This window comes from Niallia sp. WK069_GA_01, from assembly GCF_983173855.1.
Map to the genome: position 1 here is coordinate 4,807,648 of NZ_OZ470138.1, position 16,778 is coordinate 4,824,425.

Genomic DNA, 16,778 nt, shown 5'->3' on the forward strand with positions numbered 1-16,778 from the left:
GATACCTTGAAAAGTGGTTTTGCTCCTCTCGAATAGTCCGCAGGCGGTGAATTCGTTTTACTTAAGATAATAAGCTGCTAACCTTTTTCTCCGTTTAATTTATCTTTAAATTCCCAAAATCCAGGAACGTTATTCACATCGTACATATATAAACAATTTATTACGAATAGTTTCAGTTCTTGGGATAAGTCCTCTCTCTCATGGAAGGTTGTATTGGCAGCTGCTTTTTTCATTTTTGGTTCGAATAGTTGAAGCACTTCTTCCATTGCTTGCCCATCTGTTTTTGATTGCTTCACTAAAGAATATAATGTTCCCATATTAGCTATGCTCCTTTCCTTTTAAGTGATCTTTTTCCAAAATGAATTGTTGAAGGTTTTCTAGCTTTTTATCAATTTTCACTAGTAGGTATAATGATAAACAAATCGGAAAACCAAAATTACTAACAACGGTTATCCACTGTATTAACTCTGTTATATTCATCATGCATCTTCTCCTTCATTTTTAAGTAAGAATTGATGAATCCGTTTTAAAGCTGTTTTATGTGTTTTCGATATATATTGCTGCGACTTATTTAGTTGTAGTGCTATATCTGTGTCCTTGCATTTTTGTACATATGCATAATAAAGAATATTTTGTTGCGCATTCGTTAAAGACTGAATAGCTTTATACAACAATGGATCCTCCACGTACTCTGCTACATTCTCCCGTAAGCCTCTTTTTTCCACATATCGTTCTATTTCTGACTCTTTGTCATCTAATTGATCTTTATACGTACTATTTCCATCGATTTCTTTTTCTGCATCTAATAACAACGGATATCTCGACTTGTATACGTTTTGTTTATGATGAAAATTTACCGCCTTAAAATAAATTGATTTAGATAGATAGGACGTAAAACGGATGGTAAAATAATGTTTTTTAAAAGCTATATCCACCTTGTCCTTATTCGTTTTTGTTGGATGATTAATAGCATCTACTAAAAGTTGATAATGATGTTCTATTTTTAAAAATTCCTGTACGATTTCATTTTCAAAAAGACGGCTATTTTCTTCCCTGAATTTTTTAAATACCTTTGTTTCTGCTCCTGCTTTTCTTTTATTCATTAACAAAACTCCTCTTATAAGGAACGTATGTTCTGTTTTAGTTTCTAAAAAAAGAACTAATCAATGTATAATTAGTCCCGCTTATTGTTCATTATACCATATATACCCTTCTCTTTCCCTTTGTATCTACCATTTTATTTCCTCCTCTCTATTATATAAAGACAAGTTTATCAAGAAAATAACAACCTAAAGGAGAAATATTTTACACTTAAACTACAGGCTTGCTTCAACACATTGGATTCATTAGTTGGTTCCGGCATCGATACCCCCCAAGTACTTATCCTTTTCTTGTTAACCAGCAATGCTTTAAAATATACTAAAATCCCTTTTTATAGGAGGAAATCATGAAAAATCCCTTTATTCCCTTCAGTGTAGCAATGGTTACTCCTTTTTCATCTAACGGAGAAATTGATTTAGATGGTGTTACAGATTTACTAAACTATTATAAAAACCAAGAAGTTCCAGCATTACTTATCAGCGGTTCAACAGGGGAACAGCATTCTATGACTATCCAAGAACGAAGCGACTTCTTTTCGGCAGTGAAAAAAAGCTGCAAAGCAAGAAATGCGTCTTTATGGCGGTGTAGCTGCTGTTCAAACAAAGGATGCCGTTTCACTCGCTCTTGCTGCTGAATAATTGGTAATGAAACTATTGAGATAATACTGTTCCCTCTTTTTAACAACCCTTTCAAACCAATAAAATGAATGTATATTTTTTATCATTCTAGCATAAGGAAAGCAAAAAAGGCGAAAACCGTGTGGTGTCGCTTTCTTGAATGTACCATTTTAACCAAAATCATATATTGAAAATAATAATTAATTACCTTATCATTAAGCTTACTCGAATTTAGATTTGGTCATAATAAAACAGATATCACGAGTAAAATGATATCTGTTAAGAAAATTATCAATATCCTGTGTGTTCATTAATATCACTAATACAATATATATCATTCTCCTCTAAGCTTTCTATTGGAACATTATTACTCATAACAAATCAATGCTCCTTATAAATTACTTGTTATATCTTTAGTTTGGTACTGAGACTACCTTCAAGTTTGTCGTAATATTTTTTTCTTCATCGACGTTCTCATACACAATACAAAATGAAGCGAATTTACCTACCTCAGGTATTATAGGTAATGAAAGTAACACACCTTTTCTTTCAACAGGATCATATTTAATCCCTAATTTTTCAATAGTAGAAATGAAAGCTTGGAAATTTACTGGATCCCAATGACTGGGTGAATGATACTGTGCCACTGTTCTTTCAGGATAGTCACTTGTTTTGACAACTCTTTTAGCAATTGAGTCATAGATATGTAATGACCCTCCCACTCTAGCATTCATTTCAGTAAATATCACTTTACCTGATTCATCGATTAGAGCATCTGCAGAAAGATATCCTCGATATCCAATCTGATTATAAAAATAAGCTAGCTTTTTTCCATAAGTAAGTAACTGAGATAATGATTTTTCTGGAATTCCTCGTAATGGAGCAATTTCCTGTACTAATCTTTGATTTGTGTAACCTAATCGACCGGAACCCGTATTATGGACACCGGAATCATCAGAGAAGAATTCTGCATATATTGTTTGTGAGTTTGGTATATATTCTTCAATAACAACAGGTCTTTTTCCCTGAACAGAAGCCCAATCCCAACGTTTATTTAAATAGTTTTCAATTGTTTTTTCTTCCGAGGATAATCGATATAAGTTTCTCGCTCCCACATGGTTAGTATCTAAATTAAAATCATTTATAACTAACTCATTCCCCACACCTGCACCATTATGTGCTTGTTTAACCATTACGGCACCCTTTTTTTTCAATAGCGATTTTAAAGCTATGTGAGCATCTTCTATTACATGACAAACTTCTCCACGCGCAATTGGAATTCCTGCTGTCGTTGCAAACACACGAAAATACGCTTTATTATTTACCAACTCAACACCATTTTGAGATATAAAATCTATTCCTATCAAGCGATCTTCTAAATTTAATTTTTCAGCAAATCTAGCTATCGCTGGAGATGGCCATAATGGAAATATATATTTTACTTTTTCAAAATTAAACGTTAATTTGTCTATGAACTTATCATCAGTTAAACTGTATGGATCAAAATGTTTACCATTATATCTATTATTAGGCGGAACAAAAACTTGTAATGATTCAAAATTAACACCTGTTAAAGAAGTAACATACTTCAAATAATCTATATTTGGTTCATCGGGTAATATTATTACATCTCCATCCTCAGCAAACCAAATAGCTCTATGCGAAAAAATTCGATCATCACTGCTCATTTTTAAAATTGAATGTTCGATATGATTCCCAATTATTATTTTCACTTAGTATAATCCTCCAAACCACCTTCTCTAACTGTATCAAGAGTGAAGCAATGGAAACCTCCTCCAAAAAGTCTTCTATGGCGATGTCTTACTGGTATAACATTGAATTTTTCATTCTCCAACGTTCTTATTAACTCTACACAATCTTCATTAACTAGTACCGTTTCTGAGTTGATAGATAATACATTTAGGTCAATGTATGGACTAGTCAGCAATAAATCACCATCATCATATACTGGAAAATTACCTTTTTTGGGTTCAGGGGGAACTATCACTTTCCATTTATTAAATGGTTCAGGTAACATATCTCTTATCCCTTCATGTCTAGCTAGAAAAACTCCAGGACGCAAAGCTAATAACATACTATCAATATGGTTATCACTCATTCTATAAATGCGGTGAATTCTGAATCTATTATTAAAATGTCTTTCTAACCAATCACATGCCAAAGCGTGATTTTCATTTGAAATATTAACAATAATGTCTTTGCCTAGTCTTAAACATTGTGCCCCATCTAACATCATCTCAAAACCTACATCAAATGGAGATGGAGTTTGATTTTCAATTACCTCAGTTGGTCCGCCAAGAGTGGTCTCTAAATCACGTGCGTATGATTGATCAAAAGACATATCTGTTAAAATAGGTCTAGGCATAGTTGTCCAAATAGCACCTTGCTTAAAATAATTCATAAAAATAGGAGCCAATAATCTAGTCTCCAAATAACGTGATCTTATAGCTGGAGGTGTTTCAATGATTTCATCTCCCAGAATTAATGTATTATCACGTACATTTAAAGCTGGTACAGGAGCACTTTCCCAACCAAAACCACCTATATTGTTAACGTTATATGGTAAATTAATTGGTCTGTGTACACGAACACCCTGAGATTCCAATATTTCAACTAAGTTTTCTACATCTTCATTCAGTTCATCAACATACTTCTTTTTTATATTAAATTTTAAGCTGTTTTTTTCAAGAAGATTAGAGCTATTTAATCGGGGGTACGCCCAATCAGATTTAAATAAATTCTCATGAAAGAATATATCAAAAGAAAGATCCCTCTCATGTGATATATAATTAAAAGCAGATCCGACAATAATTTCTTTAAGAGAAGACCAATCATCATAACTGTTTAATTTCATCAAAATACCCTCCTGATTATTTTTTCTGAATAATCAGATATAGTCAAAAAAATTTAACTATATCTGATTCATGCTTAATATTAATTCTAGTGATCATATGTCATGACCTGGTCACCTCCTTTAATGAAGACGATAATATTACTTGTCTAAAAAAGTAACAGGCAATTTGTCTATACAACGAACAGTAGCCGTTTTTCTTCTAGTAGGTGTTCTCACCAACTTGAGGCTATTTGAGCTATATAATAAAGATAAGACTAGTTCACGCACTGCTAGTTTTCCAAATATAGTTCCTACACAACTGTGTGGTCCCCACCCAAATCCTAAATGTTTATTTTTTTTTCTATCAAGAATTATTTCATCTGGATTAGGAAAGGCTTCTGGATCTCTATTAGCAGCAGCAAGTAATGTTAATACGATGTCCCCTTCTTTAATTACCGTATCTCTAAGCGTAAGTGTTTGAGTAGCAAAACGACTTGTTCCTTGAGCAGGGCCATCAAAACGAATTAACTCATCTATTCCAGAATCAATTAAATCTTCATTTTTAAATTGTTCTAGTACACTAGGGTTATCTAATAAAGTTAATAAAACATTTCCAAAGATAGCGTATAAAGTTCCAAAACTTGCATTAAACATAGTTCCAGTAGTATTTCTTATATAATGCATTGGAACATTAGCCTTTTGGCTATTTTTCTTTATATAAGGTAATATCCCTGTATTCCCTTCTGAAGCAAACCACGTATCGGCAAGTCCATTAAGTTTTTCTCTTGCTTTTTGACCAGGTTCAAAGTTCTCAGGCGATAGTCCTGAATCCATTTGAAGTGCAATTGCGTCAGATATTTCGACATACAAGTCTAAGTCTGGCTCTTCAACGCCTAACAATATGGATGTAAGGGTAAGAGATAAAGGCGCAGAAACCTCTTTCATCCAATCAAATTCTGTTTCCCTATAATTTTTTTTGAATTGTTCTTCTATGACACTACGAACTCTATAACGTATGTCTTCAATGTCTTGTGAATTAAATGCTCGCATCATAAGAGATTTCAGGGACACATTTTCCGGCGGATCTAATGATTGCAGATTTTGTTTAACTTTAGGTACTTCTCCTCTAGTCCTTGCAAACAAATTTGAATTTCGTAAAACATACATACAATCATCGTGACGAGTTAACACCCATGATTTCATTTGTTCATGCCAAAAAATAGGAAATTCTTCTCTTAGTTTTTTATATATTGGATAAGGATTTAAAAGTGTATCAGGTTCTAAAGGATTATAATGGGGTTTTACATCACTAATCATTAAATAACCTCTTTTCCATCTGTATTTTTTCAATATATTATAATATTAGACAAAAAAAACCATAATCCTTTTTAAATGTTTAAATTTTTAGAATTATCACTTTTATAAAGCCGAATATACATCAACGCACTGATAATGGCAAAAAATAGAATTATACCAAAAATTCCAATAGGATTAATCCATTCTGATAAAAACACAGTTAAAGGAGCAAAAAACCTTCCAATTGTAAATTGTAAATTAGAGGCTCCCATATACATTCCTCTTGCATCTTTTGGAGCATAGTCACTAACAAAATTTTCTAATACTGGAGCTCTAACAATTTCACCGAAGGTAAAAATAATAGTCAATAAAAATAACAACCAAATATTCTCCGTTAAACCAACTAGAAAAATTCCTCCTCCAGCTAAAATAGAAGAAAGAATAAAAACATTACGATCTTCCCAATTTTTCAGCCATTTTGTTACTGGAATAACAAATAAAACAAATAAAAGACCATTTAAACCAAGTATCCACCCAAAAATTTCATTACTATTAAGCATATAGGTCCAGTTATGCCAATTAATAAGATTTTGAGCTGGGACATAATTTATTACATAAATTGATAAATAGAGATCCAACTGCATAGTAGTAATTACAGCGAAAACTCCTCCCAAAATATATAATATAAAAACTCTATCTAATAAAATGCCGCCATACCCTTTCCACTCACTTCTTAAAATATTTGGAATAGAAGTCATTTTAAATTCTTTCTTTGTAAAATTAGGAAGAGATTCGTGAACCTTTATATAGATAGCTATTGAATATAAAAACATCACTAATGTACATACCCATAGTAATTGACTCCTATATTGAAAAAAGAATATTGCTCCTAGAGATGGACCTAAAACTGCACCAATATTCTTAGCAGTGATAAAGGTTGCAAATATTTTTTTCCTTTCTTTTTCCAATGCTAGATCAGCAACCATAGCTGAACTTGCTGGTCTATATAAAGCCCCTCCCAAACTAATACCTAAAAACGCTATATAATCTATCCAGTAGTTAATTGATAATGAAAATAACACAAACATAATTGTTTGTATTAGGGAACCTAACAACATAGTATAGCGTCTTCCTAATTTATCAGATAAATTTCCTCCTACAATATTTCCTATAATGCTAAAAAGCGGTGGAATTGTCATTAACAGCCCAGCAACATGATTCCCTAAAGATTTACTAAAATAAATAGCAATAAACGGAAAATACATCCAATAAAGTAAGTTAAATAAAGTTTCTCCGCATAATCTGATTTTCAAATTAATGTCCCATTGACTTATTTTCATGTTATCCATTCCCCCTAATATTTGTAATAACATAATTATTTCATCGGTATAGATAACCATATATTGTTTTTTTAAAAAAAAATAGACTTTTATATATTTTTTTTATATACTAATAATATGAAGATTCAGTTATAAGACTGTTAAATTTGTGTGGTCTAACAAAAGAACACACGTTCGTATAAAATATAAGCAAAGGGACCTTCAAAATTTAAAGGTCCCTTTGCTTATATTTTATTTGCTTTTCTTTTAAAAGAAAGATACATAAGTTATTTAAAAAGACATGTAAATAACTTCATACTTATCACCTTCGTTTTAATAGTACTTTAATGTACTATTAAATAACTAAATAGGATATTTATAAAAAAAACACGAAAGAAACCTTTTTTGGTAGAATTTATTTCCTTTCTTTCTTCTAATGATTTTTTTAAGACAACATTAACTGCTCGTCTCTTTTATTTAATTTCTTCTTCAATGTATTTATCTTGCTCATTTTTTTGTTCTTGTAGATTCTTGACCATCTTTCACTGTAATTTCTTGTGGGTTTAATTGCTAGGATGAAGCTGCTAACAAAATGATAAAAATTAAGCCTATAGGAAATGCTATTATCAACTTAGGAGCCTTGCGGACGATCAAGTATTTATTTTCCTTAAAAGGGATAAACGCAGGAATCTGTCGCAATCCTCTGTCCACTTTAAATGAATCAGAAAAGGAAGCTGCAACAGCGATTCTCGAAGCATTTGAATGATGAAAAGCTTTAGATTAATTGAATGCTACTACGGGTATATAGAGGAAGATAGTACAATGAAGCATTAAGGCTGCTGAAGGACAAACTTTATTTTTATGTACTTGATAATTGGTTTTCTCACAATTGAAAACCGTACTAAGGAGACGATAATGGATGAAAATTACGTATCATGGACAATCAACAATCGAAATTTTCACAAATGGAAAATCCCTTATTATTGATCCGTTTATTAGCGGCAACCCATCTGCAAAAACTAAAATAGAAACGATTAAAACAGATGCTGTACTTTTAACACATGCACATCAGGATCATATTCTGGACGCCGCTCCAATTGCTAAAGCTAATAATGCACCTGTCATATCTAATCCTGAGCTTGCTGCCTATATGTCCTGGCAAGGTGTAAAAACTATTGGCATGAATATTGGCGGTACCCTTGATTTGGAATTTGCAACCGCAAAAATGACACATGCTTTTCATAGTTCTGGAATTATTGACGAAAAAAATCACCACATCTTATACGGTGGAATGCCTAGCGGTTATATTATTGAAGCAGAGGAATTGACCGTTCTTCATGCAGGAGATACAGGACTTTTTAGTGATATGAAGATGATTGGTGCTCGCCATTCTATTGATATCGCGTTCCTTCCAATTGGCGATCATTACACAATGGGGCCAAAAGATGCTGTTCAAGCTGCCGAATGGTATAATGCAAAACTTGTTGTTCCGATCCATTACAATACTTTTCCTGCTATTCAACAAGATGGACAAGCTTTTATACGAGAATTAAAGGAAAACCGGATAAATGGAAAAGTATTAGACATTGGCGAATCGATTAGCTTATAAAAACAGGACTTCCATACAGTCAGAAAGATTGGCTGAGGAAGTCCTATTTCATTTACCTTTTTATTTTGCTGCATTCTCTTCCCACGAAGCAATTTCTTTTACTCGTGCTTCCACTTGTTCACCTGTTAGATTATGTGCTTTTATATATAAATTCCTTGGATGCGTGCGGCATTCATGACTGCAGCTTCTCATATATTTTTCTTCATTTTCTGGCGTACAAAGCATTTTTCTGTTGCACTCTGGATTTGCACAGTTTACATAGCGTTCACAAGGCTCTCCAGAAAAAATATCTCTTCCAACAACAACATGCTCTACTCGATTGACTGGTACACTGATTCGCTGATCAAATACATAACATTGTCCATCCCAAAGCTTTCCTTGAACTTCTGGATCTTTTCCATATGTCACAATGCCTCCATCCAGCTGTGACACATCTTCAAATCCCTCTCTTACTAGCCAGCCGGAGAATTTTTCACAGCGTACTCCACCAGTACAGTATGTTAAGATTTTCTTTCCTTCCAAGAGATTTTTATTTTCTTGGATCCATTGTGGCAATTCACGAAAATTCTCAATCTCTGGTTTAATCGCACCCCTGAAATGCCCTAAATCAAATTCATAATCATTGCGAGCATCGATTACAACAGTATCTGGAGATTGCAATTGCTCAAAAAATTCTGATGGTTTTAAGTGTTTTCCTGTTAACTCGAGTGGGTTCACATCTTCTTCTAAACTTAAATTAACAAGCTCTTTCTTATATCGAACATGCATTTTTTTAAAAGCATGGCCGGTTGCCTCATCTATTTTAAAAACAGTATCCACAAACCTCGGATCATTTCGAAATGCTTCCATATACTTTTCTGTCTGTTCATACGTTCCAGAAACTGTCCCATTAATCCCTTCTTCTGAAACTAATATTCTTCCCAATAAACCAAGCTCTTTACAGAAAGCTAAGTGCTCCATCGTAAATTCTTCTGGGTTTTTAATGGTTACATATTTATAATAAAGCAAGACTCTATATGCTTCGTTCATTATTTCAACATCCTGTTCTCAACATTTTATTGTATTCTTCCTATTAATAATACAACAAAAGTGTTAATAGGAAAAACCCATTGCTTTTATTTACAGAATACACCAAAAAGGAGACCCTTTTAGGTCCCCTCTTTACACTTTATATTAATTCTTTCTCTATATCTTCTTTATCTGCAATAAGCTCATTATAAAATGTAGCTAAAGAAGTGCTCATATATGGAACTAACCATAAAAAGCCTATTCCTATTGTAATTAGGCCTAATATTCCCCAACCGATAAAACTTAAGTTCAAAAGAAAATATTTCCACCTATAACCATACATTCTTTTTCTGCTCTCCGTAATTGCCTCAAGAACAGAGTATTCTGGATGATCCTTTAATAGAAAAAATGTTTGAGAATAAGCAATACCTTTTATAATTGCAGGAATAATGAATAATAATAACCATAAGAATAAAAATATTCCTTGTAAGATTGATGCCCATATCAACTTTAAGGCTTTTTTTATATCTGTATAGATGATAAATACATTCTCTATTTTTGGAAGTTCTTCTCTAACTACAGCTAAATAAAACCAAGTTACTGCTATGCTTAATGGCATTAGGATAAGACTGATTATCCAACTAGCAAAACTAGCTCCTATTGGGGTTTCATCTTGTAAAATCCAATTGGAAAATCCTCCACTTAGCGGTACCTCTACTATCATTGGCAAAATAGCATTTATTAAAAAAACAATAAAAGTTAATAATACCCCTTTTCCCCAATTACCGCTTAAATGTAATCTAGCTTCTCTTTTTATTTCTGAAATACGCAAATCTTAACTCCTCCTTTAAAGTTAGATCATACCATAACAAGAGAATTTTGTTAATTACACATTTACAAAACCCTGTATGGTCTGGATGTAAAGATTGTCTCTGTTCCATTTTATTGTCGATGTGCTGTAATTATTCTATGGAGAAATTAAATTCTTTTGCAAGATCAACCGCTTTTCCATCAACTGTAAATGTCTTTATAATACGGTATTTTCCATTTGTAAAATCATAATCAAACGTATCAAGATCTACTTTTTGCTTATAACATTCATTCGCTTTTAAGATGATGGCTATTTCAATAAAGGCCGCACTGGATTGAAACGGAATTTTTCTCCATACCCCATTCTCGTTTTTTTCTAGTTCGTACGGCATGCCGAATGTTACTCCTTCTCCCTTTTGATAACATATTTCCAGTTCTATTTCCTGCTTGCTTCTATAAGTATCTTTATCTACCTTTAGTGATAGAACGTAATCATTTGTACTTTTGGTTGATTCTAACTCCCCATAGCTTGACTCTTCTCCATCCTGCTTTTTCTCTTCACAACCAGCTAGAAATAAAGCCAATACAATAGATAAAACTCCATGTAAATATTTATTCATCTGTATAAATCCCCTCCACCTATATTTATGATTAGACGAGTAAAAGGTCAGGAAGTTGCAAGACTGAATATAGATGGAGAATTTTTTTCGATCAATCAAATTACACAATAAAAGCAGGAAACGGAATGTTCACTGCTTCAAGTATCATGTATTTATTTTTTTCTGCTACATATGCAGTGGATTATTTTCTCTTTTTTTCCGAAATGTATTTTTTTTAAAATAGGAAAATAAATAACAGCCTGCAATTACCACGATACTTCCGATTGCTTGCATCCAAGTCATTTTCTCTCCTAAAAATATATATGCAAGAATAGCAGTAAATATCGGGTTAAAATTCAAAAAAAGCCCGCTCGTTGTAGCACCAATTTTCTGTACGCCGATATTCCAAAGAACCATGCATATAACCGTTGAGATACCTGTAGCCAAGATTGCTTGAATAAAGGAAGCGTTTATATTCTTTACAGTAAAGGTGTTCCAATTAAACGGAAGAAGAACGAGTACACCAAATAAGCCGGAATAAAAGGTAGATAGTAATGGGCTAAGTTTTTTTCCCATTGCCCATTTGCTGCATACAGAATAAATTCCCCAAATGCATACAGCGAAGATCATAAACAGATCTCCCGTATTTAATTGTAATGTTAGTAATAACTGCATATTTCCTCTAGTCAGCACTAAAACTACACCTAAAAAAGACAGAATCATAGCAGCTATTTGAAGCTTATTTATTTTTTCTTTTAAAAATAAATAGGAACAAACAGCAATCGTTATGGTATTTAATGTGGAGATTAAGCCAACATTTGTTGCAGATGTTTTATGTAATGCTACAAACTGTAATAAATTAAAAATAACAACACCTGTTAATCCCATTAAAAACAAAGGAAAAACGGTTCCTTTTGGCGGCAATAATTTTTTTTCTTTCCACAAAACCAATGGAAAAAGACATACAACTGCAATAATCCACCTTAAATTCGTCAGCGTCATTGGCGATGCATGGCCAACAAGGGACTTTCCAAGTACAAAATTCCCCCCAAACAATAAACTTGTTACAAGTAAAAATAAATATGGCATATGATTCGCTCCCTTGAACAGAAAACCTATCATGCAGGCTACATGTATTATGGCAACTTATTAATTATTATCTTATCACTTTCCACTGTCAAAATATATGAAAGTCTATTCTAAAAAAAAAGGTCCTTACACGCTCAATGAGTCCGCAGCCAAAATACACTTCGCTTTTCATGGGACTCATCTACGAGCCTCCTTGGAGCCAAAACTCATGTGGAATCTCGCCTTTCCCATTAATCCCATAGGAGTCTCCGTGTATTCTGACTGCTTTCTATAAAACAATATGGAAACTACTTCTTTTCATGCGCCCAATGCAAATTTAGTTGCGTGAGTGCCTGCTTAAATATCGACAGAAAAGTACGAAAAAACATAATAAACTTTTAAATTGACCAAAGCTTTTATCCTTGTTACTATTTCTCCTAATCACATACAAAGAAAAACAGACATACGTTGGAATGATACGATTCAATACCTTACATTAAAGCGTAGATTACACCCTTTTCACCATAAAAAAATGTTCTGTACAATCAACACAACTATAAAAACGTTTTTTCCTTTAATGGAGGGGAAACGTTTTTTATTTAAAATTTCTATTAAAAATATTGTCATTTTACTTCATGCGTATGTGAACATAATCAATTATTTAAGGAGGTCATACCATTTGCAACAGAAATTATCATTTTCATCTTACTTAGTTATTGGAACTATGTTGTTCGGCTTATTTTTTGGTGCGGGAAACTTAATTTTCCCTGCTCAATTAGGACAAGAATCAGGAACTCATCTTTGGATTGCGCTAATAGGGTTTTTAGTTACTGGAATTGGATTGCCTTTTTTAGGTATTTTAGCAATGGGGATTTCAGGAAGCAGTAAATTACAAGATTTAGCAAGTCGTGTTCATCCTGTGTATGGTGTCATTTTTACTATGGCTCTATATCTAACCATTGGTCCTTTTTTTGCCTTGCCGAGAACAGGCACTGTTTCTTATGAAATAGGAATCTCTCCTTTTCTTGACCCATCTCATCAAAAAATGGGATTAGCTATTTTTACTACATTATATTTTTTAGCGGTATTATGGTTTTCATTAAATCCAGCAAAAATCATTGTATGGGTAGGAAAAGTTTTAACCCCTATCTTCTTAGTGTTTCTTAGTACTCTTATCGTAACTGCATTCATTCATCCAGTCGGTACACTAGGCGAACCACAGGGTGTTTATGCCGAGCAAGCCTTCTTTAAAGGATTCACCGAGGGCTACAATACGATGGACGCTCTTGCTTCACTTGTCTTTGGGATTATTGTTGTCCAAGCAGTAAAAGGTTATGGAGTTACTAAACCTGCACAAATTGTCGCAGCTACTTCTAAAGCCGGGTTGATAGGTGTTCTGCTTATGGGTGTTATTTATACAAGTGTTGCTTATATAGGAGCAACGACAACAGGAACATTCGGTTTATTAGAAAATGGAGGGCAAGTATTTTCCCACTTGTCTGATCATTATTTTGGATCTTTTGGAAGCATTATGCTTGCCATTATTGTTATTCTTGCTTGTTTAAAAACAGGCATCGGCTTAACAACTGCTTGTGCAGAATACTTTCATCAGTTATTTCCGCGGATCTCCTATCAAATATTTGTTATCCTATTCTGTATCTTTTCAGGTATAGTTGCCAACGTCGGATTAACAAATATGATTAAATTGGCAGTACCTGTATTAGTAATGTTATATCCGCTTGCCATTACATTAATGTTTCTTGCATTTTTATCTCCATTATTTAATCATCGCCGTGTCGTCTATGTTATAACAACATTGTTTACAGCTGTGATGAGTATTATTGATGGGTTGAGCGCAGCAGCTGTTAAACTGGAAACAAAAGCGTTATCGTTTATCGATCCAGTTGTATCCTTTTTAAACCAAAACTTGCCTTTATATAGTGAAGGTCTTGGTTGGGTACTGCCAAGCTTAGCAGGACTTTTGCTTGGTTGGATTATCAGTATTTTTACAAAGGGAAACGTAGATTTACAAAGTATAAAGAAATAAAGCGTTTTTAATTAATGTGATCACTGGGATGTTTGATAGTCGATATCTTGACTATTAAACATCCCTTTAATGGTATTTTTTCTTATCCTATTCAAAAAAGAGGACGTTATTTCCTATTTCATTAGAGCTCACTATTTTTATTCCGGGTGGCTACTCTAACCAACTATTATAAATCTTTCTATCTACACCGATTTTTGCTTGTTTTGTTATTTTCATACCATAATAGTGCTTTTCTTTCCATTTCAGCTGCCATATCATGCTTCCCACACATATATGCATCTATATTATAAGGAAAGGCTAAAGCAAGCTCTTCTTTTAAAAGGCCGTAACGAGATGCATCATCACGGTGTGTCTGCAAATAATCCCGAAAAGCTAAATGTCTTTTAATCTCTTTGCTTCCATCTTCATATACATGGACATGATGTGTACGACACTCTCCACCCTTTTGAAAAAGCGCACGTCCCGGTATTCCATTTTCTCCTTTTGCTTCATAACCGATTGCTGTCATCTCGTGATTAAACGCTGCTACTCTGTTGATATCTTTTACAATCGGCATTATATCAATGATTGGTTTTGCTTTTAACCCTGGAACAGAGGTGCTCCCAATATGATGAATAGTCAATAACTGTTTACCGAATATTCTCTTCAGCTTATTACTTTCTTCCTTAAAAAGCCTCTTCCAGTCTTTTTTGTATTCCACTACTTCTACTTTTCGCATATATTTTCCTCCTATCTTTCAGAGGTGTCCTCTGTTTAGTTTAAATAGTTAATTTCTCCGTGCCAAAAAAAATTCCTTTTTAGAAAGATTCATGATAAACTTTTTTAATATTCATTGGACGTTACTGATGTAGGAGAAAAACCTACAATACTTTTTTATGAGGTGAAAAAAATTGTTAGCAAAGATTAAAAAAGATTGGTTTTCCAACACGCGTGCAGATATACTCTCAGGTATGGTCGTGTCGCTGGCATTAATGCCAGAAGTGATTGCCTTCTCTATTATTGCGGGAGTGGAACCAATCATTGGATTGTATACATCTATTTGTATTGCTATTATCATTTCATTTGCCGGAGGAAGACCTGCTATGATTTCTGCAGCTGCTGGGTCAATGGCTTTAGTTATGGGTCCTTTAGTCAGAGAGCATGGTTTAGATTATTTGTTTGCTGCAACCATACTAACCGGAATGATTCAAGTGGTTTTTGGTGTATGCAAAATCGCTAATCTAATGAAGTTTATCCCACGTGCAGTCATGATGGGGTTTGTAAATGCATTGGCAATATTAATATTTATAGCACAAATCCCTAATTTTTGGAACATTTCCAATACTACCTACTTATTCGTTATTATTACTTTACTAATTGTCTATATTTTACCAAGATTTATAAAAAGCATTCCCGCTCCATTAATTGCCATTATTATCTTAACAGCAGCAAGCCTCTTTGGTAATGTTCAGATTGGTACGGTAGGAGATCTAGGTGCCATCACGAAAACATTGCCATCTTTTTTGATTCCGGACATTCCTTTTTCACTTGAAACACTAGCGATTATCTTTCCATACTCTCTTGCACTTGCTTTAGTTGGTTTATTAGAATCTCTTTTAACTGCAACAATTGTGGATGATGCCACAGGAACTGGCAGCAATAAAAACAAAGAGGCTCGGGGACAAGGAATTGCTAATATTATTACTGGTTTCTTTGGTGGTATGGCCGGATGTGCCATGATCGGCCAAACAGCTATCAATTTAAAATCTGGAGGACGCACAAGACTCTCTACCTTTGTTTCTGGGGTATTTTTACTAATTTTAATTCTTTTACTAGGAGAATTAGTCGCTAAAATTCCAATGCCTGTTCTCGCCGGAATTATGATTGTCGTTTCTATCAGCACCTTCGACTGGTCCACTTTTTCTTATTTAAAAAAGGCGCCAAAAACAGATATCACTGTTATGCTCCTAACAGTTTGTATTATCGTGGCAACAAATGATTTATCAAAAGGGGTTATTGCAGGGGTCATTTTAAGTGCTATATTTTTTGTTGCAAAAATCTCTAAAGTTAAAGTAAAAAACCAAAATAATCACATATATATCGTAGAAGGACAGCTCTTTTTTGCATCTACAGAAGATTTTATTTCTTCCTTTAACTTTCACGTTGAAAACAACACGATTAAAATTGATTTTTCCAAAGCCCGTGTTTGGGATGATTCCGCAGTCGGCGCTCTTGACAAAGTAATACAGAAATACCAAGAAAACCAAAATACTGTTTTTATCCACGGTCTTGATGCAAACAGCCAAAAACTTGTTGACAAGCTTGCTGTTTTTCAAGGCGAACAAGAAAAAGTATCAAGTAATTAAAGACTATAGCATCTTCTCACTGTCAATAAACCATCCAATTATTCGTTATCAATTGGATGGTTTATTTAAATAAGGGAATGACAGGCTGATTGTCATGCTCTCTTC

16 protein-coding genes and 1 pseudogene are annotated in these 16,778 nt (G+C 33.5%); 5 read left to right on the forward strand and 12 right to left on the reverse strand.

What is annotated here, in order from left to right; translation table 11 throughout:
* Nucleotides 1–77: 77 nt before the first annotated feature.
* Genes AC5LWL_RS22350 through AC5LWL_RS22360 form a run of 3 tightly spaced genes read right to left on the reverse strand, consistent with a single transcriptional unit; the run spans nt 78 to nt 1,103 of the window.
* Nucleotides 78–317 carry a helix-turn-helix domain-containing protein gene (locus AC5LWL_RS22350; RefSeq protein WP_493436345.1) on the reverse strand — a complete coding sequence of 80 codons (240 nt, stop codon included), beginning with the start codon at nt 315–317 and terminating at the stop codon, nt 78–80.
* Nucleotide 318: 1 nt separating this feature from the next.
* A complete protein-coding gene (locus AC5LWL_RS22355; RefSeq protein WP_493436346.1) occupies nt 319–483 on the reverse strand; it encodes a YvrJ family protein in 165 nt (54 codons plus the stop codon).
* Nucleotides 480–1,103 (reverse strand): sigma-70 RNA polymerase sigma factor region 4 domain-containing protein, encoded by a 624-nt coding sequence (locus AC5LWL_RS22360; protein WP_493436347.1) that lies wholly within the window; start codon nt 1,101–1,103, stop codon nt 480–482. The genes AC5LWL_RS22355 and AC5LWL_RS22360 overlap by 4 nt, the downstream gene beginning before the upstream one ends.
* Before the next feature lie 344 nt (nt 1,104–1,447).
* Between AC5LWL_RS22360 and AC5LWL_RS22365 the strand changes: the two genes are divergently transcribed.
* The gene (locus AC5LWL_RS22365; protein WP_493436348.1) at nt 1,448–1,735 is read left to right on the forward strand and encodes a dihydrodipicolinate synthase family protein; all 288 of its coding nucleotides are present in this window, start codon (nt 1,448–1,450) and stop codon (nt 1,733–1,735) included.
* Between the two features lie 396 nt (nt 1,736–2,131).
* On the opposite strand, the gene AC5LWL_RS22370 is transcribed toward AC5LWL_RS22365, so the two are convergent.
* The 4 genes from AC5LWL_RS22370 to AC5LWL_RS22385 form a co-directional block, all read right to left on the reverse strand.
* Nucleotides 2,132–3,451: a preATP grasp domain-containing protein gene (locus AC5LWL_RS22370; protein ID WP_493436349.1), complete on the reverse strand. Its 1,320-nt coding sequence runs from the start codon at nt 3,449–3,451 to the stop codon at nt 2,132–2,134.
* The gene (locus AC5LWL_RS22375; protein WP_493436350.1) at nt 3,448–4,593 is read right to left on the reverse strand and encodes a hypothetical protein; all 1,146 of its coding nucleotides are present in this window, start codon (nt 4,591–4,593) and stop codon (nt 3,448–3,450) included. The genes AC5LWL_RS22370 and AC5LWL_RS22375 overlap by 4 nt, the downstream gene beginning before the upstream one ends.
* Nucleotides 4,594–4,731: 138 nt before the next feature.
* Nucleotides 4,732–5,889, reverse strand: coding sequence for a cytochrome P450 (locus tag AC5LWL_RS22380; protein WP_493436351.1), 1,158 nt, complete (start codon nt 5,887–5,889; stop codon nt 4,732–4,734).
* A 71-nt stretch (nt 5,890–5,960) separates the two neighbouring features.
* Nucleotides 5,961–7,208 carry an MDR family MFS transporter gene (locus tag AC5LWL_RS22385; protein WP_493436352.1) on the reverse strand — a complete coding sequence of 416 codons (1,248 nt, stop codon included), beginning with the start codon at nt 7,206–7,208 and terminating at the stop codon, nt 5,961–5,963.
* 568 nt (nt 7,209–7,776) lie between these two features.
* Here AC5LWL_RS22385 and AC5LWL_RS22390 point away from each other — a divergent pair.
* A pseudogene (locus AC5LWL_RS22390) lies at nt 7,777–7,953 on the forward strand (dihydrodipicolinate synthase family protein); the annotation flags it as partial.
* A 153-nt stretch (nt 7,954–8,106) separates the two neighbouring features.
* A complete protein-coding gene (locus AC5LWL_RS22395) occupies nt 8,107–8,796 on the forward strand; it encodes a metal-dependent hydrolase (RefSeq protein WP_493436353.1) in 690 nt (229 codons plus the stop codon).
* A 60-nt stretch (nt 8,797–8,856) separates the two neighbouring features.
* On the opposite strand, the gene trhO is transcribed toward AC5LWL_RS22395, so the two are convergent.
* From trhO to AC5LWL_RS22415, 4 genes are all read right to left on the reverse strand, one after another.
* On the reverse strand, nt 8,857–9,825 hold the full coding sequence (gene trhO, locus AC5LWL_RS22400; RefSeq protein WP_493436354.1) for an oxygen-dependent tRNA uridine(34) hydroxylase TrhO: 969 nt from the start codon (nt 9,823–9,825) through the stop codon (nt 8,857–8,859).
* 139 nt (nt 9,826–9,964) lie between these two features.
* Nucleotides 9,965–10,636 carry a DUF975 family protein gene (locus tag AC5LWL_RS22405; protein ID WP_493436355.1) on the reverse strand — a complete coding sequence of 224 codons (672 nt, stop codon included), beginning with the start codon at nt 10,634–10,636 and terminating at the stop codon, nt 9,965–9,967.
* A 130-nt stretch (nt 10,637–10,766) separates the two neighbouring features.
* Nucleotides 10,767–11,234, reverse strand: coding sequence for an immunoglobulin-like domain-containing protein (locus AC5LWL_RS22410; RefSeq protein ID WP_493436356.1), 468 nt, complete (start codon nt 11,232–11,234; stop codon nt 10,767–10,769).
* 165 nt (nt 11,235–11,399) lie between these two features.
* Nucleotides 11,400–12,302: a DMT family transporter gene (locus AC5LWL_RS22415; RefSeq protein WP_493436357.1), complete on the reverse strand. Its 903-nt coding sequence runs from the start codon at nt 12,300–12,302 to the stop codon at nt 11,400–11,402.
* Nucleotides 12,303–12,960: 658 nt separating this feature from the next.
* Between AC5LWL_RS22415 and brnQ the strand changes: the two genes are divergently transcribed.
* Nucleotides 12,961–14,328: a branched-chain amino acid transport system II carrier protein gene (gene brnQ, locus AC5LWL_RS22420; protein ID WP_493436358.1), complete on the forward strand. Its 1,368-nt coding sequence runs from the start codon at nt 12,961–12,963 to the stop codon at nt 14,326–14,328.
* 178 nt (nt 14,329–14,506) lie between these two features.
* Here the strand turns inward: brnQ and AC5LWL_RS22425 are convergent, their stop codons facing one another.
* Nucleotides 14,507–15,046 carry a GrpB family protein gene (locus AC5LWL_RS22425; protein ID WP_493436359.1) on the reverse strand — a complete coding sequence of 180 codons (540 nt, stop codon included), beginning with the start codon at nt 15,044–15,046 and terminating at the stop codon, nt 14,507–14,509.
* 172 nt (nt 15,047–15,218) lie between these two features.
* Here AC5LWL_RS22425 and AC5LWL_RS22430 point away from each other — a divergent pair, with 172 nt between their 5' ends.
* Nucleotides 15,219–16,673, forward strand: a complete 1,455-nt coding sequence (locus AC5LWL_RS22430; RefSeq protein WP_493436360.1) for a SulP family inorganic anion transporter — start codon at nt 15,219–15,221, stop codon at nt 16,671–16,673.
* The last annotated feature ends 105 nt before the right edge of the window (nt 16,674–16,778 follow it).